At 75.2% G+C, this 21987-nt stretch carries 16 protein-coding genes; 11 read left to right on the top strand and 5 right to left on the bottom strand.

Annotation, left to right across the window (positions count from 1 at the left end; genetic code table 11):
• Positions 1–356 precede the first annotated feature (356 nt).
• From C8D89_RS03610 to C8D89_RS03580, 7 genes are all read left to right on the top strand, one after another.
• A complete protein-coding gene (locus tag C8D89_RS03610; protein WP_207787050.1) occupies positions 357–1547 on the top strand; it encodes an NAD(P)-dependent malic enzyme in 1191 nt (396 codons plus the stop codon).
• A gap of 469 nt (positions 1548–2016) precedes the next feature.
• Positions 2017–4767: a putative bifunctional diguanylate cyclase/phosphodiesterase gene (locus C8D89_RS03605; protein ID WP_116706624.1), complete on the top strand. Its 2751-nt coding sequence runs from the start codon at positions 2017–2019 to the stop codon at positions 4765–4767.
• Between the two features lie 98 nt (positions 4768–4865).
• Positions 4866–5942 carry an ABC transporter ATP-binding protein gene (locus C8D89_RS03600; protein ID WP_116706922.1) on the top strand — a complete coding sequence of 359 codons (1077 nt, stop codon included), beginning with the start codon at positions 4866–4868 and terminating at the stop codon, positions 5940–5942.
• Positions 5939–6568 (top strand): ABC transporter permease, encoded by a 630-nt coding sequence (locus C8D89_RS03595; protein ID WP_116706623.1) that lies wholly within the window; start codon positions 5939–5941, stop codon positions 6566–6568. The genes C8D89_RS03600 and C8D89_RS03595 overlap by 4 nt, the downstream gene beginning before the upstream one ends.
• Before the next feature lie 2 nt (positions 6569–6570).
• A complete protein-coding gene (locus C8D89_RS03590; protein ID WP_116706622.1) occupies positions 6571–7284 on the top strand; it encodes an ABC transporter permease in 714 nt (237 codons plus the stop codon).
• The gene (locus C8D89_RS03585; RefSeq protein WP_116706621.1) at positions 7281–8207 is read left to right on the top strand and encodes an ABC transporter substrate-binding protein; all 927 of its coding nucleotides are present in this window, start codon (positions 7281–7283) and stop codon (positions 8205–8207) included. Before C8D89_RS03590 ends, C8D89_RS03585 begins: the two co-directional genes overlap by 4 nt.
• 111 nt (positions 8208–8318) lie before the next feature.
• Complete coding sequence (locus C8D89_RS03580; RefSeq protein WP_133251805.1) at positions 8319–9338, top strand: CobW family GTP-binding protein; 1020 nt, start codon at positions 8319–8321, stop codon at positions 9336–9338.
• A 91-nt stretch (positions 9339–9429) separates the two neighbouring features.
• Here the strand turns inward: C8D89_RS03580 and C8D89_RS29015 are convergent, their stop codons facing one another.
• The 4 genes from C8D89_RS29015 to C8D89_RS03565 all read right to left on the bottom strand — a co-directional run bounded on the left by C8D89_RS29015 (position 9430) and on the right by C8D89_RS03565 (position 15110).
• Positions 9430–9606 carry a DUF6104 family protein gene (locus C8D89_RS29015; RefSeq protein ID WP_165825528.1) on the bottom strand — a complete coding sequence of 59 codons (177 nt, stop codon included), beginning with the start codon at positions 9604–9606 and terminating at the stop codon, positions 9430–9432.
• A gap of 20 nt (positions 9607–9626) precedes the next feature.
• Positions 9627–13610, bottom strand: a complete 3984-nt coding sequence (locus C8D89_RS03575; RefSeq protein WP_116706619.1) for a multifunctional oxoglutarate decarboxylase/oxoglutarate dehydrogenase thiamine pyrophosphate-binding subunit/dihydrolipoyllysine-residue succinyltransferase subunit — start codon at positions 13608–13610, stop codon at positions 9627–9629.
• Between the two features lie 193 nt (positions 13611–13803).
• On the bottom strand, positions 13804–14541 hold the full coding sequence (locus tag C8D89_RS03570; RefSeq protein ID WP_116706618.1) for a zf-HC2 domain-containing protein: 738 nt from the start codon (positions 14539–14541) through the stop codon (positions 13804–13806).
• Positions 14538–15110, bottom strand: a complete 573-nt coding sequence (locus C8D89_RS03565) for a sigma-70 family RNA polymerase sigma factor (RefSeq protein WP_165825527.1) — start codon at positions 15108–15110, stop codon at positions 14538–14540. Before C8D89_RS03565 ends, C8D89_RS03570 begins: the two co-directional genes overlap by 4 nt.
• A gap of 221 nt (positions 15111–15331) precedes the next feature.
• Here C8D89_RS03565 and C8D89_RS03560 point away from each other — a divergent pair, with 221 nt between their 5' ends.
• Together C8D89_RS03560 and C8D89_RS03555 are read left to right on the top strand one after the other, a co-directional pair.
• Positions 15332–16033: a CHRD domain-containing protein gene (locus tag C8D89_RS03560; protein WP_207787007.1), complete on the top strand. Its 702-nt coding sequence runs from the start codon at positions 15332–15334 to the stop codon at positions 16031–16033.
• 2 nt (positions 16034–16035) lie between these two features.
• Complete coding sequence (locus tag C8D89_RS03555; protein ID WP_243417798.1) at positions 16036–16644, top strand: class F sortase; 609 nt, start codon at positions 16036–16038, stop codon at positions 16642–16644.
• Between the two features lie 5 nt (positions 16645–16649).
• On the opposite strand, the gene C8D89_RS03550 is transcribed toward C8D89_RS03555, so the two are convergent.
• On the bottom strand, positions 16650–20438 hold the full coding sequence (locus tag C8D89_RS03550; RefSeq protein WP_116706616.1) for an ABC transporter ATP-binding protein: 3789 nt from the start codon (positions 20436–20438) through the stop codon (positions 16650–16652).
• Between the two features lie 480 nt (positions 20439–20918).
• On the opposite strand from C8D89_RS03550, the gene C8D89_RS03545 reads away from it, so the two are divergent.
• Entirely contained in the window at positions 20919–21536 is a 618-nt protein-coding gene (locus tag C8D89_RS03545; protein WP_243417796.1) for a cysteine dioxygenase, read from the top strand.
• Positions 21533–21985, top strand: a complete 453-nt coding sequence (locus C8D89_RS03540; protein WP_116706615.1) for a rhodanese-like domain-containing protein — start codon at positions 21533–21535, stop codon at positions 21983–21985. Before C8D89_RS03545 ends, C8D89_RS03540 begins: the two co-directional genes overlap by 4 nt.
• The last annotated feature ends 2 nt before the right edge of the window (positions 21986–21987 follow it).

Here is a 21987-nt window from a genome sequence, read left to right as displayed (position 1 = left end):
CGCGCGGGACCCCGCGGCGGGCTACGCTCACGGCGGCCTGCGCAACATGCAGCGGGTGCCCACCACGTCGGCGAACACCCCCGCCCGGGAGGGCGCCGCGAACGCGCCGCACGCATCGGGGACCACCGGCGGGCCGATCGGCCCCGCGCCGGGCGCCTCCGGGCCCCGCGCCCCGCACCGCTCGCCACGACGGGTGACGCGGACGACGCGCGTGCCCTCCGGACACGGCCCCCACCCGCACGCCAGGATCGCGCGACCCACCGACCCCGCTTGGAGTCCCCGTGAGCGACCCCGCTGGTCCCACCGTCGATTCGACCGACACCACCGACAACCAGCCGCACCTCGACGGCCGCGACATCACCGAGGAGGAGGTGTTCGCCGCCCATGAGGCCGGCAAGCTCTCGGTGGCGCCCACCGTGGGGCTCGCGGGCCGTCGCGACCTCGCCATCGCCTACACCCCCGGGGTGGCCAAGGTCTGCCGGGCGATCGCCGACGACAAGGCCCTCACCGCCCGGTACACCTGGACCCACCGCCTCGTGGCGGTCGTCTCCGACGGCACGGCGGTCCTCGGCCTCGGCGACATCGGGCCGCGGGCGTCCCTGCCGGTCATGGAGGGCAAGTCGGCGCTCTTCAAGGCGTTTGCCGACCTCGACTCCATCCCGCTGGTGCTCGAGACCACCGACGTCGACGAGATCGTCGACACGCTCGTGCACCTGCGCCCCAGCTTCGGGGCGGTCAACCTCGAGGACATCGCGGCCCCGCGGTGCTTCGAGATCGAGCGCCGGCTGATCGAGGCCCTCGACTGCCCGGTCATGCACGACGACCAGCACGGCACGGCGATCGTCGTGCTCGCCGCGCTGCGCAACGCCGTGCGCGTGCTGGACCGCGACCTGGCCTCGCTGCGGGTGGTGGTCAGCGGCGCCGGGGCCTCGGGCGTGGCCTGCGCGAAGATCCTGATGTTGGCCGGTGCCTCCGACGTCGTGGTGCTGGACTCCCGCGGCGTCATCCACGCGGGCCGCGAGGGCATGAACGTCGAGAAGATCGCCCTCGCCGAGCAGACCAACCCCCGCGGGGTGCGCGGCGACCTCGCCACGGCCCTCGAGGGCGCCGACGTCTTCCTCGGCCTGTCCGGCTCGACGGTCCCCGAGGCGGTCATCGCCTCGATGGCCGACGACGCGATCGTCTTCGCGCTGTCCAACCCGGACCCCGAGATCGACCCCGCCGTCGCGCGCAAGCACGCCGCGGTCGTCGCCACCGGCCGCAGCGACTACCCGAACCAGATCAACAACGTGCTGGCCTTCCCGGGGGTGTTCGCCGGGGCGCTCGACGCCGCGGCGCGGCGCATCACCGAGGCCATGAAGCTCGCCGCCGCCGAGGCGATCGCCGACATCGCCGCGGGCGACGAGGAGTTCGGCCGCGACCACATCGTGCCCAGCGCGCTGGACCCGTGCGTCGCACCCGCGGTGGCCGAGGCCGTGGCCCGCGCCGCCGCCGAGGAGGGCGTCGTGCGCCGGCACGTCGCCGAGGTGGCGGCCGAGCACCGGTGACCCCCGTCATACCGGGTGTGCGGCACCGGCGTGCCGGGAAGCCGGTTCGCGCGTGTCGCACGTGCGCCGGTGTCGCCCGCCCGGCGCACGGTGGATCACCGGAACGGCGGTCGCGGAGCGCTCGCGGCGCGGCACGGACCGCTCACGGCGCGGTGATCAACCGTCGGTAGGGCGGTGAGCCGCAGGTGGGTGACGCCGGGTCCGATGAGCGACCCATCGGCCGAGTGACGCTGGGCCGCTCGCCGTTCGTCGTGGCCCCCGTCCGCTTCGGCGCGACGACCGGTCGGTGGCCTCAAGGTCCACCGGAGGGGTCGTGCAGCAGAACGCGTCCGACGCCACGGTCGCCGCGCGAGGTCCCTCCACGGGGTGATCCACCCGGACCCGGACCGGGTCTTCTTCGTTGCTGAGACAGACGCGGACGCCCCGTTCCACCCCGGGACGGCACGGCCCCGCGGGCGAGGAGACGACCGTGAGCAGAAGCGCGCCGGCGCCGGGCTCGCGGGGCCTCGCCGTCGTCGGTGCGACGACGGCGCCCCGCCGTCCCGGCACGCGCGCGCCGTTGCCCACCGCCGACCCCGCCCCCGCCGCCGCTCTCGAGACCGCTCTCGAGACCGCCCCGCTGCCCCCCGGCGCGTCCCTGCGCCACGACGCGCAGGGTTGCCTGGTCGACGTGCGCGAGCAGGTGGCCCGCCTCGTCGACCCGACCGGCGGCCTCGACCCGCGCCGCATGCTCGGGCGACCGGTCGGCGAGCTGCTCGCCGACGCGGCTCCCGGCCCCGACGGTCTGCTCGTCGGACGCCTGCGCCGTGTCGCGGCGGCTCCGCTGCCGGTGCGCGCCGTCGTGTGGCCCGAGCGGGGCGGGGGTGCGGTCCTCGTCCTCGTCCTCGTCCCGGACGCGACGCCCGCTGTCCCGGCCGCCCCCGTCGCGCCGTCGGCGCCCTCCGCCGCCGACGTGGAGCGCGTCGCGGGGCTGGGGCACTGGGAGGTCGACCTCGGCTCGGGCACCGCGTCGCTCTCGCCGGTGCTCGCCGAGCTGCTCGGCGTCGACCGGGCGGCCGTGCGGCGGCCCGAGGACCTGCTCGAGGCCGTGCACGTCGAGGACCGCGGCGGGCTGGCGCGGCGCTGGGCGGCCCTGCTGGCCGACGGCACCCCGCTCGACGACGAGGTGCGCCTCGGCGACGGGAGCGGGCGCATCCTGCACGTCAACGCGGGCCGTCGGGCGGTCGACGGCGGCGCCGGGACGGTGCTCGGCACGGCCGCCGACGTCACCGCGCGGCGCCAGGCCGAGGAGCGGCTGCGCGCCTCCACCCAGCGGTTCACCGACCTGCTCGCCGTCGCCCCGGTCGGGATCGCGCTGTTCGACGACGACGAGCGCATGATCAAGGCCAACCAGGCGCTGTGCCGGCTGCTCGGTCAGGGCCCCGAGGCGCTGCGCGGGCGCCGCGCCGACGAGCTGCTCGACCTCGGCGCCGAGGCCGCCGCCGGGAACGGGCCCGTGACGCCGCTGCTGGCGCGGCCCGCGGGGTCGGCGGGGTCGGTGAGCTGGTCGTGCTCCCCGCGGGCGCTGCGCCGCCGCGAGCGCGGGGCGGGCGGGGCGGACGTGCCGCCGGTGTGGTGCGAGCTGCACGTGTCGGTCTCGGTGCACGACGACGGCGGCGCGACCCACCTCGTGGTGTTCACGGACGTCACCGACGCCCGGCGGGTCGAGGCGAGCCTGCGCCACCAGGCCATGCACGACGAGCTCACCGGCCTGCCCAACCGCCGGGCGCTCACCACCACGGTCTCGCGCCTGCTCGCCGGGCCCACCGCGCGACGCACCGGTGTCCTGTTCTGCGACCTCGACAACTTCAAGCGGGTCAACGACTCGCTGGGCCACGACGCCGGCGACGAGCTGCTCGTCGAGCTGGCGCAGCGGCTGCGCGAGCGCCTGCCCGCGGGCTGCGCGGCCTCCCGCAGCGCAGGCGACGAGTTCGTCGTGGTCTGCGCCGACGTCGACCTGCACGGCGGCCTCGACGCGCTCTCGGCGACCGTGGCCGGCATCCTGCGCACGGCCATCCCGGTGCACGGGCAGCTCGTCCGCATCTCCGCGACGGTCGGGGCCGCGGTCGGTGCGACGATCGGCATCGGCGCGGGCGCGGGGGAGACACCGCGCAGCGGTGCCCGACCCCCGACGTCCGACCCGCAGGCGGACCCGCAGCGGTCGGATCCCTCCCGTCCCGAGATCGACCCGACCGACGACCCGGTCGCCCAGGTGCTGCGCCAGGAGCGCGCCACCGAGCTCGCCGGCCTCGAGCCCGCGCCGACCCACCCCGGCACCGGGGACCTCATGCGCTTCGCCGACGCCGCGCTGTTCGAGGCCAAGAGCGGCGGCAACGGCCGGTTCGCGCTGGCCGACGAGGCGATCATGCGCGGCGCCGACGAGGCGCTGCGGATGGAGACCCAGCTGCGCGAGGCGATGGTCAACGACGAGCTCGTGCTGCACTTCCAGCCCGTCGTCGGGCCCGACGGGCGCGTGCAGACCGCCGAGGCGCTGGTGCGCTGGCAGCACCCCGAGCACGGCCTGCTCTTCCCGGACAAGTTCCTGCCGGTGGCCGAGGCCGCCGACCTGCTCGGCGACCTCGACCGCTGGGTGCTGCGGGCCGCGGTCCGCGAGGCGGCGACGTGGCCGTCCGCCGGCCCCGGCGGCGTCCCGCCGTCGGTCGCGGTCAACCTCGCGGGTCTGCTGCCCGGCGACCCGGACTTCCTGCCCGAGGTGCGCGCCGCGGTGGCCGACGCCGGCCTGCCGTGGGACCGCCTGGTGCTCGAGCTGGTCGAGACCTGCCTCGCGGACCTGCCCCCGCAGACGCTGCGGGAGATGAACGAGCTCATCGCCGCCGGCGTGCGCTTCGCCGTCGACGACTTCGGCACCGGCTACTCGTCGCTGTCGCGGCTCACCGGGCTGCCCGCCCAGATCGTCAAGCTCGACCGCGGCTTCGTCCGGGGCGTCGCGACCGGCGAGTCCGACCGCGCCGTCGCCCGCGCCGTCGTCGACCTCACCGCCGCGATCGGGCAGGTGTGCGTGGCGGAGGGCGTCGAGGACGCCGACCAGTTCGCCGTCCTGCGCGACCTGGGAGTGCACGCCTACCAGGGCTGGCTGTTCGCCCGCGCGATGCCGGCCGAGGCCTTCACCGAGGTGCTGCGCCGCGGCCCGTTGATCCCGGAGGACCGCGCCGCGGGGTGAGACACCCGTGATCGGTCGCGGGTGTCGGGGGGTCCGGCTAGCCTCGCGACGACTCGGTGGCCGACCCGGTGCCGCCGGCGGAGCCCGGGGGCCTGCACGTGATCGAGTTCCGGGACGTCGGGAAGCGCTTCGCCGACGGCACGGTGGGCCTGGAGTCGCTGTCGCTGACGGCCCGCGAGGGCGAGATCACGGCGCTGGTCGGGCCCTCGGGCTGCGGCAAGACCACCTCGCTGCGCACGGTCAACCGCATGGTGGAGCCGACCTCGGGGTCGGTGCACCTCGACGGCCGGGACGTCGCCGACGCCGACCCGGCGCAGCTGCGCCTGGGCATCGGCTACGTCATCCAGCAGGCCGGTCTCTTCCCGCACCGCCGCGTGATCGACAACGTGGCGACGGTCCCGGTGCTGCAGGGCCTGTCGCGTCGGGAGGCGCGCTCGCGGGCCGCCGCCGTGCTCGAGCGGGTCGGCCTCGACGGCGCGCTCGCCCAGCGCTGGCCCGCGCAGCTCTCCGGCGGGCAGCAGCAGCGCGTCGGCGTCGCCCGCGCGCTGGCCGGCGACGCGCCGGTCCTGCTGATGGACGAGCCGTTCTCGGCGGTCGACCCGGTGGTGCGTGTCGAGCTGCAGGACGAGCTGCTGCGACTGCAGGCCGAGCTGGGCAAGACCATCCTGTTCGTCACCCACGACATCGACGAGGCCATCCGCCTCGGCGACCGCGTGGCCGTGCTGCGCGTCGGCGGGCGGCTGGCGCAGTTCGCGCCGCCCGCCGAGCTGCTCGCGCACCCCGCGGACGGGTTCGTCACCGAGTTCGTCGGGCGCGACCGCGGGTACCGGCGGCTGGGCTTCGTCGAGGCCGGGGCGCTCCCGCTGGTCGACCTGCCCACGCGCCGCGACGGGGGCGCCGACCCGCCGGGGGAGTGGACGGTGCTGCTCGACGGCGCCGAGCGTCCGGTCGCCTGGCTGGCCCCGGACGGCGGGCGCCACGACCTGGGCTCGGTCTACACCACCGACGCGGGCGACGGCGTGCAGGAGGGCGCCGGCACGCTGCGCGGCGCCCTCGACGCCGCGCTCAGCTCGCCGGCGCGCTGCGGGGTCGCGGTCGACGCCGAGGGGCGCTACCGCGGCGGGGTCGCCGCCGACGACGTGCTCGCCCTGCTGGAGCGGGAACCCGCGCGGTGAGGGCCTTCGGCTATGAGATCGACGAGCTCGTCGTCGCCCACGTGCTGCTGGCCGTGGTGCCCGTGCTGCTGGGCCTGGTCGTCGCGCTGCCCCTGGGCTGGTGGGCCCACCGCTCGCCCGTCGCGCGCCGGGTCCTCGTGCCGCTGTCCGGCGCGCTCTACACCATCCCGTCGCTCGCCCTGATCGTCGTCATCCCGGTGGTGCTGGGCACGCCGATCCTCAGTCCGCTCAACGTCGGGCTGACGCTGACGATCTACACGGTCGCGCTGCTGGTCCGCAGCGTCGCCGAGGCCCTCGACGCGGTGCCCGACACGGTCACCACGGCGGCGGTCGCGGTCGGCTACCGGCCGGCGGGGCTGCTGCTCGGCGTGCAGCTCCCGCTCGCCGTCCCGGTGCTCACCGCCGGGGTCCGCGTCGCGTCGGTGTCGTCGTTCTCGCTGGTCACGGTGGGGGCGCTGGTCGGCATCGACTCTCTGGGCACCTTGATGACCTCCGGCTTCGAGCAGGCCTATCCGCTGATGGTCGCCGCCGGTGTCGTCGGCTCGGTGGCGCTGGCGTTCCTGTTCGACGCGCTGTGGCTCGGCCTCGGTCGCGGGCTCACGCCCTGGTCGCGGGCGGGGGTGTAGGCGTGCTCGGCGGGCTCGTGGAGTGGTTGGGCGCCCCCGGGCGCTGGAGCGGCGACGACGGCATCCCGGTGCGTGTGCTCGAGCACCTCGGCTACACGGCCCTGGCCGTGCTCATCGCCGCGGTGATCGCCCTGCCGTTGGGCGCGGTCATCGGTCACACCCGCCGGGGCGGGCTGGCCGTCGTGGGCGTGGCCAACGGCCTGCGCGCGCTGCCCGAGCTCGGTGTGCTCGTGCTGTTCGTCCTGCTGCTCGGTCTCGGGCTGCTCGCCCCCACCCTGGCGCTCGTGCTGCTCGCGATCCCCCCGATGCTCGCCGGTGCCTACTCCGGCGTGGCGGGGGCCGACGGCGGCGCCGTGGACGCGGCGCGCGGCATGGGCATGCGCGAGCGGCAGATCCTGCTGCAGGTCGAGGTCCCCGCCGCCGTGCCGCTGGTGCTCGGCGGCGTGCGGTTCGCGACGCTGCAGGTGATCGCGACGGCCACCATCGCCGCCTACGTCGGGCTCGGCGGCCTCGGTCGCTACATCATCGACGGCTTCGCCCTGCGCGACTTCCCTCAGATGCTCGGCGGCGCGCTGGTCGTCGCGGTGCTGTCGATCGTCGTCGAGCTCGTCCTCCAGGGCCTCGGGCGCCTCGTCACGCCCGGCCCCGACCGCCTGCGGCTGCGGCCCGCCCGCCCCGAGAGCGACCCCGTCCCCACCAGAGAGGCCCGACCGTGATCCGATCCCCACGCGCCCTGCTGGCCGCGGCCGTCCTCGCCGTCGGCGCGCTGCTCGCCGGGTGCGGCGCCGACTCCGATCCGCTGGCCACGCAGCCGGCCGGCCCCTCCGCGCAGGGCACGGTCCGCATCGGCTCGGCCAACTTCACCGAGAGCCGGCTGCTCGCCGAGATCTACGCGACCGGCCTGGAGATACGCGGCGTCACCGTCGAGCGGCGCTTCGGCATCGGCAGCCGCGAGACCTACTACCCGGCGATCGAGCGCGGCGAGATCGACCTCGTGCCGGAGTACACCGGCAACCTGCTGCAGTTCCTGAACCCGCAGGCGACGGCCACGGCGCCCGACCAGGTCTACCAGCAGCTCACCGCCGCGCTGCCGCCCCAGCTGCAGCTCCTCCAGCCCAGCGCCGCGCAGGACAAGGACGCCGTCGTCGTCACCCGCGCGTTCGCGACGCAGAACGACCTGCAGTCGATCGAGGACCTCGCCCCGCTCTGCCCCACCATCACCTTCGGCGGGCCGCCGGAGTTCCAGGAGCGGCCCTACGGCATCCCCGGCCTGCAGCGGAACTACAACTGCACGTTCCGCGAGTTCCGCGCCCTCGACGCCGGTGGCCCGCTGACCGTGGCCGCCCTGCGCGACGGCACCGTCCAGGCCGCCGACCTGTTCACCACCGACGCCGCCATCCCCGAGAACGACTTCGTCGTGCTCGAGGACCCACGGTCGAACTTCGCCGCCCAGAACGTCGTGCCGCTGATCAACCGCGCCAAGACCTCCGACCCCCGCGTGCCGGACACCCTGAACCAGATCTCGGCGCGCCTCGACACCGCGACGCTCACCGACCTCAACCGCCGCCTCGCGGGCCCCGACCGCCCCGACCCGGCCACGGTCGCCCGCGACTGGCTCGCCTCGGCCGGCATCGGCTGACCCTGCCCTTGCCCTTCGCAGCGAACGCGCTGTTCGCTGCTTCTAGGCGCGCGAACTCCCCGTTCGCACCGGGGGCCCGAGGCCGGCGAGCTGCGTGTCAGAGTGGGCGGCGTGTCACGTCGCGTCCCGGTCGTGCTGATCGCCGGCCACCTGGGTTCGGGCAAGTCGACGGTGGTCAACCACCTGCTGCGCCAGGCTGACGGTGTCCGCATCGGCGTCGTGGTCAACGACTTCGGGGCGATCGGGATCGATGCGATGCTCGTGGCCGGGCAGGCCAGCGCCGTGACGTCGCTGGCCGACGGTTGCCTGTGCTGCACCACCGACGCGAACGGGCTCGCCGCGCTGCTCGCCGAGCTGACCGCGCCGCGGACGCGCCTCGATCTCGTCGTGGTGGAGGCCAGCGGCCTCGCCGAGCCCCGCGAGCTCGTGCGCCTGCTGCTCGACGCGATCGCGGGGGAGGCGCGGCACGCGGCGTACGGCGGGCTCGTCGTGGTGGTCAGTGCCGTGGAGGGGGCCGTGGAGGGGGCCGTGGGCGCGGAGCACGACGGCTCGGTCCGCCTCGCCGACCTCGTGGTCCTCAACCAGGTCGACCGCGTCGAGGACCCCACTCCGTTGCTCGCGTCCCTGCGGTCGATCGCTCCCGGACCGGTGCTCCCAGTGGTCCGCGGGGCTCTCGACCCGGCGCTGCTCGTCGACCCGCCGGCCCGCCGTCGCCGGTCCCGGTCGGGCCAGCTCTCGTTCGACGCGCTGCTGCGCGAGGACCCCGGTCACGAGCACCCGCACAGTGCGGCGGAGAGCGTCGCTGTCGAACGGGACGCCCCCCTCGACCCGGCACGGTTCGCCGCGTTCCTCGAGGCGGGTCCGACCGGCGTGTTCAGGTCGAAGGGCGTGGTCCGGTTCCCGGGCGCCGCGCCGTTCGTGGTGCAGACCGTCGGGGCGGCGATCCGGGTGCGGCCGGCGCCACGCTCGGTCGACGTCGCCGGCGTCCGGCTGGTGTTCCTCGGGGCTGGGCTCGACGAGGCCGAACTGCGCTCCGCACTCGACGCCTGCGCCGCCGACCCCGCGACCGGCGAGCCGTCCCTGCTGCCCGTGCTGCGGTACGAGGAGTCCGACCGGCTCGACGCCGTCTGACCGGGTCGGCGTCCGGCTCGCCCCCGCAGCGAACGGGTATCTCGTACGCATAGAAGCAGCGAGATACCCGTTCGCTGCAACAGGCGGGGCGCTAGTCGAGGTCCTCGTCGTCGCGGGCGAGGAAGGTCGCCAAGCGGTCGGCCGCGCCGGCGTGCTCGGGGTGGGCGTCGACGAAGGCGCGGAGGCGGTCGGCCAGCCACGCCAGGCTGACCTCCTCCTCGCCCCGCCGGTCCTCGAGCTCCTCGATCCCGCGGTCCGTGAAGTACACGGCCGGCTAGTCCTGCCCCATCAGTCGGCCAGGGCCTCGGCGATGAGCGCCTTCTGCTCCACCTCGTGCACCTTGGCCACACCGGCCGCCGGGGCGGCCATGCGGCGCCGGGACACGCGCTTGAGGGAGGGCAGGCGGCCGTTCATCCGCTCCGGCAGCCACAGGCCCAGGAACGGCCAGGCGCCCTGGTTCGCCGGCTCCTCCTGCACCCACCGGACGTCGCCGGCGTTCGGGTACCGGTCGAGCACCGCGGTCAGCTCCTCGGTGGCCACCGGGTAGAGCTGCTCCATGCGCACGATCGCGGTGTCGTGCGTGCGGCCCGCCTTCTCGCGCGCCGCGACCAGCTCGTAGTAGATCTTGCCGGCGCAGAGCAGCAGGCGCGTGACCCCGTCGGTGCTGTGACCGGTGCTGCCGTCGGCGAAGGCCGGGTCGTCGAGGATCGGCCGGTAGCCGCCCGAGGTGAAGTCCTCGACGCGGCTGACCGCCGCCTTGTTCCGCAGCATCGACTTCGGGGTGAACACGATGAGCGGGCGGCGCACGCCGTCGGTGGCGTGGCGGCGCAGCAGGTGGAAGTAGTTCGCCGGGCTCGACGGCACCGCGACCGTCATCGACCCCTCGGCGCACAGCGTCAGGAACCGCTCGATGCGCCCCGAGGTGTGGTCGGGGCCCTGACCCTCGTGGCCGTGCGGCAGCAGCAGCACGACGTCCGAGGTCTGACCCCACTTGGCCTCACCGGACGAGATGAACTCGTCGATGATCGACTGGGCGCCGTTGACGAAGTCGCCGAACTGCGCCTCCCACAGCACCAGCGCGTCGGTGTTGGCCACCGAGTAGCCGTACTCGAAGCCGACCGCCGCGAACTCCGACAGCGCCGAGTCGTAGGGCATGAACCGGCCCTGGTCGGCGGTCAGGTGGCGCAGCGGCACGTACTCCTCGCCGTCGTGGCGGTCGATGACCACGGAGTGGCGCTGGACGAACGTGCCACGCCGCGAGTCCTGGCCGGACAGGCGCACGAGCTTGCCGTCGATGAGCAGCGACCCGAACGCGAGCAGCTCCGCGTAGGCCCAGTCGATGCCCTCCTCGGTGTCGGTCGCCGCGGCCTTGCCGCGCCGGTCGAGCACCGGCTTGACCCGCGGGTGCACCGCGAAGCCCTCGGGGAGCTCGGTGTGCGCGCGGGCGATGCGCTGGATGACGTCGAGCGGCACCGCGGTCTGCAGGGAGTTCGGCACCGCCTGCTCGTACTCCACCGAGGGGCTGGGCTCGGGGTCGGCCTTCTCGAGCTCCCGGACCTCGTTGAACACGTGCTCGAGCTGGCTGCCGTAGTCGCGCAGCGCGTGCTCGGCCTCCTCGAGCGAGATGTCGCCGCGGCCGATCAGCGACTCGGTGTAGGTCTTGCGCACCGAGCGCTTGCTGTCGATGACGTCGTACATCTCCGGCTGGGTCATCGAGGGGTCGTCGCCCTCGTTGTGGCCCCGGCGCCGGTAGCAGATCATGTCGATCACGACGTCGGAGTTCCAGCGCTCGCGGAACTCCACCGCCAGCCGGGCCACCCAGACACAGGCCTCGGGGTCGTCGCCGTTCACGTGGAAGACCGGCGCGTCGATCATCTTCGCGACGTCGGTGCAGTACTGCGACGAGCGGGTGTGCTCGGGCGCCGTGGTGAAACCGACCTGGTTGTTGACGACCACGTGCACCGTGCCGCCGGTGCGGTAGCCGCGCAGCAGCGCGAGGTTCAGCGTCTCGGCGACCACGCCCTGGCCGGCGAACGCGGCGTCGCCGTGCAGGGTCACCGGCAGCACCGTGAAGCCGTCGGGGCCCTTGTCGAGCATGTCCTGCTTGGCGCGCACGATGCCCTGCAGCACCGGGTTGACGGCCTCGAGGTGTGACGGGTTGCTGGTCAGCGACACCGTCGTCTCGCCGTCGCCGAACATGCGGAAGAACTTGCCCTCGGCGCCGAGGTGGTACTTCACGTCGCCGGAGCCGTGCGCCTGGCCCGGGTCGAGGTTGCCCTCGAACTCGCGGAAGATCTGCGACACGGGCTTGCCGACGATGTTGGCGAGCACGTTGAGCCGCCCGCGGTGGGGCATGCCGATGACGACCTCGTCCAGCTCGTGCGCCGCCGCGGTGTCGAGCACGGCGTCGAGCAGCGGGATCACGGTCTCGGCGCCCTCGAGCGAGAACCGCTTCTGCCCGACGTACTTGGTCTGCAGGAACGCCTCGAACGCCTCGGCCGCGTTGAGCTTGGAGAGGATGTACTTCTGCTCGGCGACCGGCACCTTCTCGTGCGGCTTCTCGATGCGCTCCTGCAGCCACGCACGCTTCTCGGGGTCGAGGATGTGCATGTACTCGACGCCGATGGTGCGGCAGTACGAGTCGCGCAGCCGGCCGAGGACGTCGCGCAGCTTCATGCAGCTGCTGCCCGCGAACCCGTCGACGGGGAACTCGCGGTCGAGATCCCACAGCGTGAGCCCGTGCGACGCGATGTCGAGGTCGGGGTGCTTGCGCTGGGGGTGCGACAGCGGGTCGGTGTCGGCCATGAGGTGGCCGCGCGTGCGGTAGGCGTCGATCAGCTCGATGATCCGGGCGGTGCGGTCGATCTGCGACGACGGCAGGTCCTGGCGCCAGCGGATCGGCTCGTACGGGATGCGCAGCGACGCGAAGATCTCGTCGTAGAAGTCGTCCTCGCCGAGCACGAGGTGGTGGATCCGGCGCAGGAAGTCGCCCGACTCCGCGCCCTGGATGATCCGGTGGTCGTACGTGGACGTCAGCGTGATGATCTTGCTGATGCCCATCTCGGCGAGCTTCTCCTCGCTCGCCCCCTGGAACTCGGCGGGGTACTCCATCGCGCCGACGCCGACGATCGTGCCCTGCCCGACGGTCAGGCGCGGCACCGAGTGGTTGGTGCCGATGGTGCCCGGGTTGGTCAGCGAGATCGTGACGCCGGAGAAGTCCTCCGCGGTCAGCTTGTTCGTGCGCGCCTTGCGCACCATGTCCTCGTAGGCGGCCCAGAACTGCGAGAAGCTCATGTGCTCGCAGCCCTTGAGGGCCACGACCACCAGCGAGCGCGAGCCGTCCTTGCCCTGCAGGTCCATCGCCAGGCCGAGGTTGACGTGGCCCGGGTCGACGACGGCGGGCTTGCCCTTGTCGTCCTCGCCGAAGTGGCGGTTCATGTTCGGGAAGTCCGCGAGGGCCTTGACCATCGCGTAGCCCAGCAGGTGGGTGAACGACACCTTCCCGCCGCGCGTCCGCCGCAGGTGGTTGTTGATCACGATCCGGTTGTCGGCGAGCAGCTTCGCCGGCACCGCGCGCACGCTCGTGGCGGTCGGCAGCTGCAGCGACGCGGTCATGTTCTTCGCGATCGCGTTCGCGGCGCCACGCAGCGGCTTCGTCGTCTCGGCGGTGCCGTCGCCCGCGCCGGGCTGCGCCGACTTCGCCGGGCTCGTGGTGCCCGCGGCGGGCTTGCTCGCGGGTGCGTCCTCACCGGTGCGCGACGACGTCGCCCGGCCCGCGGCCGAGGCCTGGGAGCCGGTGCCGCCACCGGAGCTGCCGCTGCGGGTGGGCGCGCTGCCGTTGCCGGAGGTCGTGGAGGTGCTGCTCGACGTGCCGGTGCCGCTGCTCGACCCGCCGTCGGCCTGGCCGTTGCTCCCGGACGGGGCGGACGCGGTGGAGGAGCCGGTGGAGCCCGTCTCGGTGGTGGACGCTGTGGTGGACGCGGTGGCGCTCGGCGCCCCGGAGGGCGCGGCATCGGTCGGCGCCGGCGGCGCGGTGGCACCGCTCGTGGCCGGCGCGCCGGTGGACGCGTCGGCGCCCGTGGCCGGGGCACCCTGGCCGCCACCCTGGCCGGCGCCGTCGGCGGCGTCGGCACCGTCGGAGGGGGCGTAGTCGGCGAAGAACTCGTGCCAGGCCGCGTCGACCGAGCCGGGGTCGGCGAGGTAGCGCTGGTACATCTCGTCGACCAGCCACTCGTTGGGTCCGAACTGCGCGGTCGAACTACTACTCGACACGACTAGGGATCGCCTCAATCAGTCGCTGCGGTTTCCGTCGGGAGCGGTGTCCAGATTAGCGCTCTCCGTACCGCGGGGTGGCGCCCCTGTCGTGCACTGCACCGGTTCATCGGACGGATTCGGCCCCCGGTGACGGCCCTGCGACATCTGGACGTCGGGGCTGCGCCGACCGTGCCCTCCGGTGGGTCACGGATCAGGTGAAGCGTGAGCGCAGCACCTCGTCGCCGTCCGCATCCGTCACCACGAACCCGCTCGCCTGGTCGCGCAGCACCGAGGAGTTCAGGTGGCACACCATCTCGTCCGGACCGGTGCCGAGGAACGCCCCGGCCGGCACCGGGCGGCCGGTGCGGTCGAGCACGGTGACCTCGTACACCTCGCCGTCGGTGAACCCCGACGCGGTCAGCACCATCTCCACGCCCCACGTGTGGTCGATGGCGCCGGCGCTGGCCCGGATCGCCGGGTCGAGCGCCTGCACGGGCACGGACTCGACGGGCGGCTCGCCCGCCGCGCCCACGGCCAGCCCGACCCCGACCCCCGCGGCGGCGATCGCCACGGCGGCGGCCACCATGGCCAGGCGCGCGGCGAGCCGGGGGCGTGCCGTCAGGGGGCGCGCGGGCGCGGGCCCGCGCTGCGCCCGGTCCTCCTCCCGGTCCTCCTCCCGCAGGCGGTCGAGGAGCGCCGCGAAGCCCGCGGTCGTCGGCTCGTCGGCCGTTCCCGGGCCGGGGTCCGGGTCGACGTGGGCGAGCGGCCCCGCCAGCGGGGCGAGCGCCGCCCGCTCGGCGCGGCAGGACGGGCAGGTGTGCAGGTGCGCGTCCACCGCGGCACGTTCGGTGTCGTCGAGCTGTCCGAGGACGTGCGCGCCGAGCAGCTCGCGCAGCGCCGTGTGCCCGGCGTCGTCGGGGTGCCCGGCACCGCCGGGCGTCGTGCTCACAGCGGGACCCCCATGTCGTCCATGATCTGCCGCAGGTTGCGCAGGCCGTAGAAGACCCGGCTGCGGAGGGTGCCGACGGGCACGGCCTGCTCGGCGGCCACCTCGGCGTACGGCCTCCCGCGCACGTACGTCTCGACGATCGCCCCGCGCTGGTCGGGGGCGAGCCTGCCGAGCGCCTCCTCGACGAACCAGGCGGTCACGAGGTCGTCGCTGAACGTGTCCCCGGACCGGCCACCCCGGGCCGCGCGGTCGGCCACCCCCGGCAGGTCGTCGGGGGGAGTGGGTGTCCCCGGACGGCTGCGGGCGTGGCGCACGTGGTCGACCACGACGTTGCGGGCGATCGTGAACAGCCACACCCGCAGGCTCGCGACGCCGGCGTCGTAGCGCTCGGCGTGGCGCCACGCGCGGACGAACACCTCCTGCACCACGTCGGCGGCGGCGCCGCGATCGCGCAGCTGGCGGGTGGCGAAGCGTTCGAGCTCGCCCGCGTGCGCGCGGTAGGCGGCCTCGAGGTCCTCGGTGCGCCGCAGGTCCACCGGGGCCCGCGCAGTCCCTGCTGCCTCGCCCACCCGATCTCCCCCGTGCGCCGTCGCGACCGCATCCTCGCCGCCGCGACGTGATCGCCCCGTGACGTGCGCGGGCGGGGGGACGGCGCGGGTCACGGGCGTGACTACGGCGCGGACCGGCGTCGCGTTGAACCGGGGGTGTGTGATCGCTGTCACGTGAACGCCGGACGTCCCGGTCTCCGTAGCGAGGGGCGTTGCGGACGAATCACCCACCTGGAGGTCCCGTGCGCCGTGCCCCGAGACTCGCCGCCCTGTCCGTCCTGACCGCCGGAGCGCTCACGCTCTCCGGGGGCGCCGCGTACGCCGCCGACACCGGGGTGGACGAGCCGGCGACCTTCACCTCGATGTTCACCGTGATGGCGACCCCGGACGCGGTGGTGGGGATGCAGGACCAGCCCGCGCCGGGCCAACCGGGCGCGAGCGGCACGTTCAACTACCGCATCAACAGCGACGAGGAGATCATCTGCTACGACCTCACCCTGCGCGGCGTGACGGGCGAGTACCGGAGTCCGGCGCGCACGGCGACGCACATCCACGAGGCCCGGTCGGGGACGTCCGGCCCACCCCGCCTCGCGTTCCCGGACCCGGAGGGTGACGGCGAGACGCGCACGAGCTCCGGCTGCCTCCAGGGTCCGTTCACCACGGGCGTGACGGCGAACGGCCAGGACACGGGCGCCGGCTTCTCCCTGCGTGAGATCGAGCAGGACCCGGCCGCGTTCTTCGGCGACACCCACACCGCCGAGTACACCGCGGGCGCGGTCCGCGGCCAGCTCACCCCCGTGCCGATGGGCGGTGTCGAGACCGGTGCCGGGGCGACGGCGGACGACCGGGTCGAGGCGGGTCCCGCGGTGGCCCTCGGCGCGGGTGCGCTCGCCGCCCTCGGGGCGGGGGTGGCGGTCCTGCGCCGGCGCGGGGCCCGCTCCTGAGCGTGCTCACCGGGATCCGGCGCCCGGGGTCGCGCACCCCGGGCGCCGGGGCGCTCGTCCTCCTCGTGGCGATCGTCCTCGCGGGCTGCGCCGGAGCCACCGCACCGGCGGCTCCGGCGCTACCGGCCGCGGTCCCGCCCACGTTCCCCGCCGACGGGCGCGTGGTCCCCGTGTCGCTGCACGTGCCCGCCATCGGCGTCGACGAGGACACGGTCCAGTCGCTCGGCGTCGCACCCGACGGCACGGCCGAGGTCCCGCAGGACTTCGGACGCGTCGGGTGGTTCGACCCCGCGCGCGGCGACCCGGTGCCGGGCGCACGGGGACCGACGGTGCTGCTCGGTCACGTCGACTCCCGCGCCGGCCCGGCCGTGTTCTACCGGCTGCGCGACCTGCGCCCGGGCGACGTGGTCGAGGTCGGCGTCGCCGGCGGGGAGGTGGCGCGCTACGTCGTCGCGCGCACCGAGCAGGTGGCCAAGGACCGTTTCCCGACCTTCGCCGTGTTCGGCGCGACCCCGGACGACGTGCTGCGCCTGGTGACGTGCGCGGGAGCCTTCGACCGGGGGGCGCGCAGCTACACCGACAACCTCGTCGTCCACGCCGTCCGGGTGTGACCGCTTCAGCCGGCGCGGGCCAGGTCGTCACCGGCCTCGGCGAGGCCCTCCTCGCCGACCGCGTCGTCGACCGTCCCCACGCCCGCGCGCCACAACCGGGCGTAGGCGCCGTCGCGTTCGAGGAGCTGCTGGTGCGTGCCCTCCTCGAGGATGCGCCCGGCGTCGATGACGACGATGTGGTCGGCCCGCGCGGCCGTGGCCAGGCGGTGGGCGACGACGAACGTGGTGCGCGGTGCGCTCCGCACGGTGTCGGCGCTGTCGGTGCCGCCCGCTCCGCGTCGCGAGAGCCGCTCGCCCGCCGCCAGCACCGCCCCCTCGGTGGCCGGGTCGAGCGCCGCCGTGGCCTCGTCGAGCAGCAGCAGGCGCGGATCGACCAGCTCGGCGCGCGCCAGGGCGACGAGCTGGCGCTGCCCGGCGGACAGGCCGCCGCCGCGCTCACCCACCGGCTGGCGGAACCCCGCGGGCAGCGAGGCGATCATCTCGAAGGCGCCGACGTCGCGGGCGGCCTGCTCGATGCGGGCGGGCGTGGCCTCGGGGTCGCCGTAGGCGATGTTGGAGGCGACGTCGCCGACGAACAGGTGCGCCTCCTGCGGGACGACGCCGAGGCGCCGGTGCAGCGTCGCGAGGTCGTGCTCGCGGATGTCGACGCCGTCGACCAGCACCGTGCCGCCCGTGGCGTCGTAGAAGCGCGCGACGAGCTTGACCACCGTCGACTTGCCCGCGCCGGTCGCCCCGACCAGCGCCACGGTCTGCCCGGCCGGGACGTGCAGCGAGAAGTCGGACAGCGCCGGCGTGGACGCGCCCGCGTAGGAGAACTCGACGTCGCGCAGCTCGACCTCGCCGCGCAGGTCGTCGAGCACCACGGGGTGTGCCGGCGGCGGCACCGACGTCGGCGTGCGCAGCAGCTCGCCGATGCGGGTCAGGCCGATGCGGGCCTGCTGGTAGCCGTCGAAGACCTGTGAGAGCTGCTGCACCGGCCCGAAGAACATCGCCAGGTAGAGCAGGAACGCGGCGAGCACGCCGGGGGAGAGGCCGCCGGTGGCCACCCGGGCGGCGCCGACACCGAGCACGGCGGCCTGGGCGAGGTCGGAGAGCATCGCCGCGAACGGGAAGTAGGTGGCGATGAGGCGCTGGGCCCGCAGGCGCGCACGGCGGTACGCGTCGCTGTTGTCGGCGAACGTGGCGGCCGACAGCTCCTCGTGGGTGTGGGCCTGGGCGACCCGCAGGCCCGCCACGTTCTCCTGCAGGTCGGCGTTGACGACGCTGATCCGCTCGCGGGCCTCGGCGTAGGCCGCCGACGACAACCGGCGGAAGATCACCGTGGCCAGGACGAGGACGGGCATCACCGCGAGCGACACCAGCGCCAGCTCGAGGTCGGTGACCAGGAGGGCGACCGCCACGCCGACGATGGTCAGGACGGCCACGGCGGCCTGGGTCAGCCCGGTCTGCAGGAACGACGACAGGGCGTCGACGTCCGTGGTCATCCGCGTCATGATCCGGCCGCCGAGCTCGCGCTCGTAGAAGTCGAGCCCGAGGCGCTGGAGGTGGGCGAAGCTGCGCGTGCGCAGCAGGTACAGCCGGCCCTCGCCGATGCGGGCGGTGAGCACCGTCTGCGCGGCGACCACCACCCAGTCGAGGGCGACCACGACCACCCCCAGCCCGACCGCCAGCCACAGCACGTCGAGCGAGCCCGCCTGGATGCCGCCGTCGACGGCGAGGCGCGCCAGCGACGGGAACGCCACGGTGGCCACGGCGTCGAGGCCGACGAGCACGGTGGCGAGCACCAGCGCCCAGCGCACGGGGCGCATCAGCCGCCCGAGCCGGAAGCCCGGGTCGGGAGCCGTGGGGTCCTCGCCGTAGAGCGCGGGCTCGTCGGTGGCGGGCGGGAGCTTCTCCATCGCCTCCCGCATCTCCGGCCGCGCCGTGCCGTCGACCCCGCCGAGCGCCTCCGCGCCCGCCACGACCACGGACGGTGCCGGGGGCGGCACCGGACGGTCCGGGTCGGGGGCGTCGGGCCACAGCGACGGGGTGATGGCGCTCCCGGGTGCGCCGTCGTCGGGGACCGCGCCGGGGGCCGGGGCGTCCTCGTCGTCCACGCGCCCGGGCTCGTCGATGCGCTCGGTGGGCCCGGCGAGCAGTTCGCGGAACAACCGGCAGCGGCCCTCGAGCTCGGCGTGGGTGCCGACGTCGACGACCCGTCCGCCGTCGAGCACCGCGATGCGGTCGGCCAGCGACAGCGTGGAGCGCCGGTGGGCGATGACCACCGTGGTGCGCTGGGCGGTGACCGAGCGCAGGGTCTCGCCGATGGCGGCCTCGGTGGTGGCGTCGACCGCCGACGTGGCGTCGTCGAGGACCAGCACCCGGGGGTCGTAGAGCAGGGCGCGGGCGAGGGCGACGCGCTGGCGCTGGCCGCCTGAGAGCGTCAGCCCGCGCTCGCCGACGCGGGTGTCGTAGCCCTCGGGGAGGTCGGCGATGAACGCGTCCGCCTGCGCGGCGACCGCCGCGGCGCGGACCTGCTCGTCGGTGGCGTCGGGGCAGCCGTAGGCGATGTTGGCGCGCACGGTGTCCGAGAAGAGGAACGCCTCCTCGAACACCACGCCGACCGCGCGGCGCAGGGCGTCGAGGCGCAGCTCGCGCACGTCGACGGCCCCGCCCGGCGGTCCGAGGCGCAGCGCCCCGCCCTGCACGTCGTAGAACCGGGGCGTGAGCAGCGCGACCGTCGACTTGCCCGACCCCGCCGTGCCGACGAGCGCCACCGTCTCGCCGGGCGTGATCGTCAGCGACAACCCGTCGAGCACGGGCTCGCTGCGGGCGTAGCCGAAGCGCACGTCGTCGAGCTCGACGCCCAGCGGCCCGTCGGGGACCTCGCGGGCACCGGGCGTGTCGACGATCTCGGGCTGGGAGTCGATGAGCTCGTAGACGCGCTCGACGCCGGCCCGCGCCAGCTGTCCCGTGACGACGAGGCCCGCGACCAGGCGCGCCGGGCCCACCAGGGCCGCGATGTAGGAGGTGAACGCGATGAACACGCCGAGGGAGATCCGGCCGTCCAGCGCCATCGCGCCACCGAGGGCGAACACCCCGAGCTGGCCGACCGTCGGCAGGGCGGAGAGCGTGGGCGTGAGGCGGGAGTTGAGCCGCGCGGCGCGCAGCCGGTCGGCGTAGAGGCGGCGTGCGGCGTCGCGCAGCCGCCCGGTCTCGCGTGCCTCCTGCCCGAAGCCCTTGACGACGCGGACCCCGGTGACGGCCTCCTCGACGTGCTGGGCGACCTCCGCGGCGCGCTGCTGGGCCGACCACGTCGCGGGGAAGAGGCGGCGGCGCATCCGCCCGGTGAAGACGATCCCGGCCGGCAGGACGACCAGGGCGACCACCGTGAGCAGCGGCGAGAGCCACAGCATGATCGCGATCGAGACCACCAGCTGGCCGACCGTGCCCGCGACCAGCGGGACCATGCCGAGCAGGCCCTGGACCTGCTGGAGGTCGGAGTTGGCCCGCGAGACGACCTGGCCGGTGCGCAACGCGTCCTGCTTCGGCCCGTCGAGGCGGGACACCGACCCGAACACCCGGCGCCGCAGGTCGTGCTGGACGCCCAGCGACAGGCGCCCGCCGAGGTAGCGGCGCAGGAACGCCGCCCCGAACCGGACGACGGCGATGGCCGCCATCGCGGCGACGAGCAGGCCGAGCCCGTCGGTGGACCCGGCGACGGCACGGTCGACCGCGGTGCCGATGAGCAGGGGGCCGACGGCCTCCAGGCTCACCCCCAGCACCGAGGCCGTGAGGGCGGCGACGGTGAGCATCGGGTGGGCCCAGCAGTCGCGGGCGAGACGGCGGACCCAGCCGCGGCCGCGGCCCGGGCGATGGGCGGTCCGCTCCGTGCTGCGCTCCGTGGTGCGCTCCGTGGTGCCCTCCGGGAGGTGGTGGTGGCGTGCGGGACGGCGTGGCGGACCCCGGGCCGAGCTCGGCCGCCGTCGGTCTCCTCCAGGCTAGGCCGGGACCCCGACAGCCCGCCCGATCACCGACGGCGGGCCCGGTCACCCCGGGGAGACCGCCGCGGGACGACGTGGTCCAATGACCCGGTGCGCGACCCCTTCCTCGGCCCCCTCTGGGAGAGCCGCCGCGCGCACGTGTTCGACCAGTGGTGTCCGCGGGCCTGACGAGCCGATCGTCGCGTGCCGCCCGGCCGCGACGTCCCCTCGCCCGCGACGCACCCCTCGAGGTCCCCGGCCGACCGCCGGTCCCGGGCGTGCGCGGGCGCCCGCACCCGGAGGACGAGATCCGTGACCGCCCTGGTCGAACCCGCCCGACTCGGCACCCCCTTCACCCGACCGCGCTCCCGCCGCCCCGACCGGCGCCGCTGGCAGGACGGGCCGACACCCGCGAGCCTCGCCGACCTCGTCGCGCTCACCCGCGAGGTGGCCGCGGAGGTCTCCGCCCGTGAAGCCGCCGGCCACCGGGCCGTCGAGGTCGACCCCGCCTCTCGCTGGTCGCGGCGGTTGCACGCCGACGACCACCTCGACGTCTGGCTCGTCTCCTGGGTGACCGACCAGGGCGCGGAGCTGCACGACCACGGCGGCTCCCTCGGCGCGCTGACCGTCATCCGCGGCGCCCTCACCGAGTGGCGCTGGACCGCCGGCGCGGAGGACGACGGGACCTGCCCCGCCGAGGAGCTGCCCGCGCGCGGCCCCGGGCTGCGCCGGCGCGTGCTCGACACCGGCCGCAGCGCCGCGTTCGGCCTCGGGCACGTGCACGACGTCACGAACCGGGCCGTCGCGACGGCCGTCAGCGTGCACGCCTACTCGCCGCCCCTGTCGGCGATGTCGTTCTACGACGTCGGCGCGGGCGTGCTGCGCCGCACGCGGTCGGAGCTGGTGGCCCCGGGGCAGGCACCGGCGTGAGCGCCATCGACCGGGTGCTCGCGCGGGCCCGGGAACGGCTGGCGCGCCTCGACCCCCGCGACGCCGCCGCCGCGCTCGACAGCGGGGCGCTGCTGGTCGACATCCGACCGGGCTGGCAGCGCCGCGACGAGGGGCAGGTGCCCGGCGCGCTGGTGATCGAGCGCAACCACCTCGAGTGGCGCCTCGACCCGACGTCCGACGCACGCATCGCCGAGGCGACCGACCACGACCGGCAGTGGATCGTGCTGTGCTCCGAGGGCTACACGTCCTCGCTGGCCGCCGCCGCGCTGCAGGACCTCGGCCTGCACCGGGCCACCGACGTCGCCGGGGGCTTCCGCGCGTGGGCGGCCGCCGGCCTGCCGACCGAGCCCGGCTCGGACGCACCTCCCGAGTACGCACGGCCCCGTCACGGGCAGGGCCCTGGCCCGTCACCCGACGACGCGCGATGATC

The organism is Actinomycetospora cinnamomea (genome assembly GCF_003096675.1).
GTDB lineage: Bacteria > Actinomycetota > Actinomycetes > Mycobacteriales > Pseudonocardiaceae > Actinomycetospora > Actinomycetospora cinnamomea.
This window is presented reverse-complemented; position numbering and strand designations above follow the sequence as displayed.

Excerpts from the sequence above, each read along its gene's own strand:
- C8D89_RS03550 (WP_116706616.1), bottom strand. The coding sequence starts at position 20,438 with ATGCTCACCGTCGCCGCCCTCACGGCCTCGGTGCTGGGGGTGAGCCTG.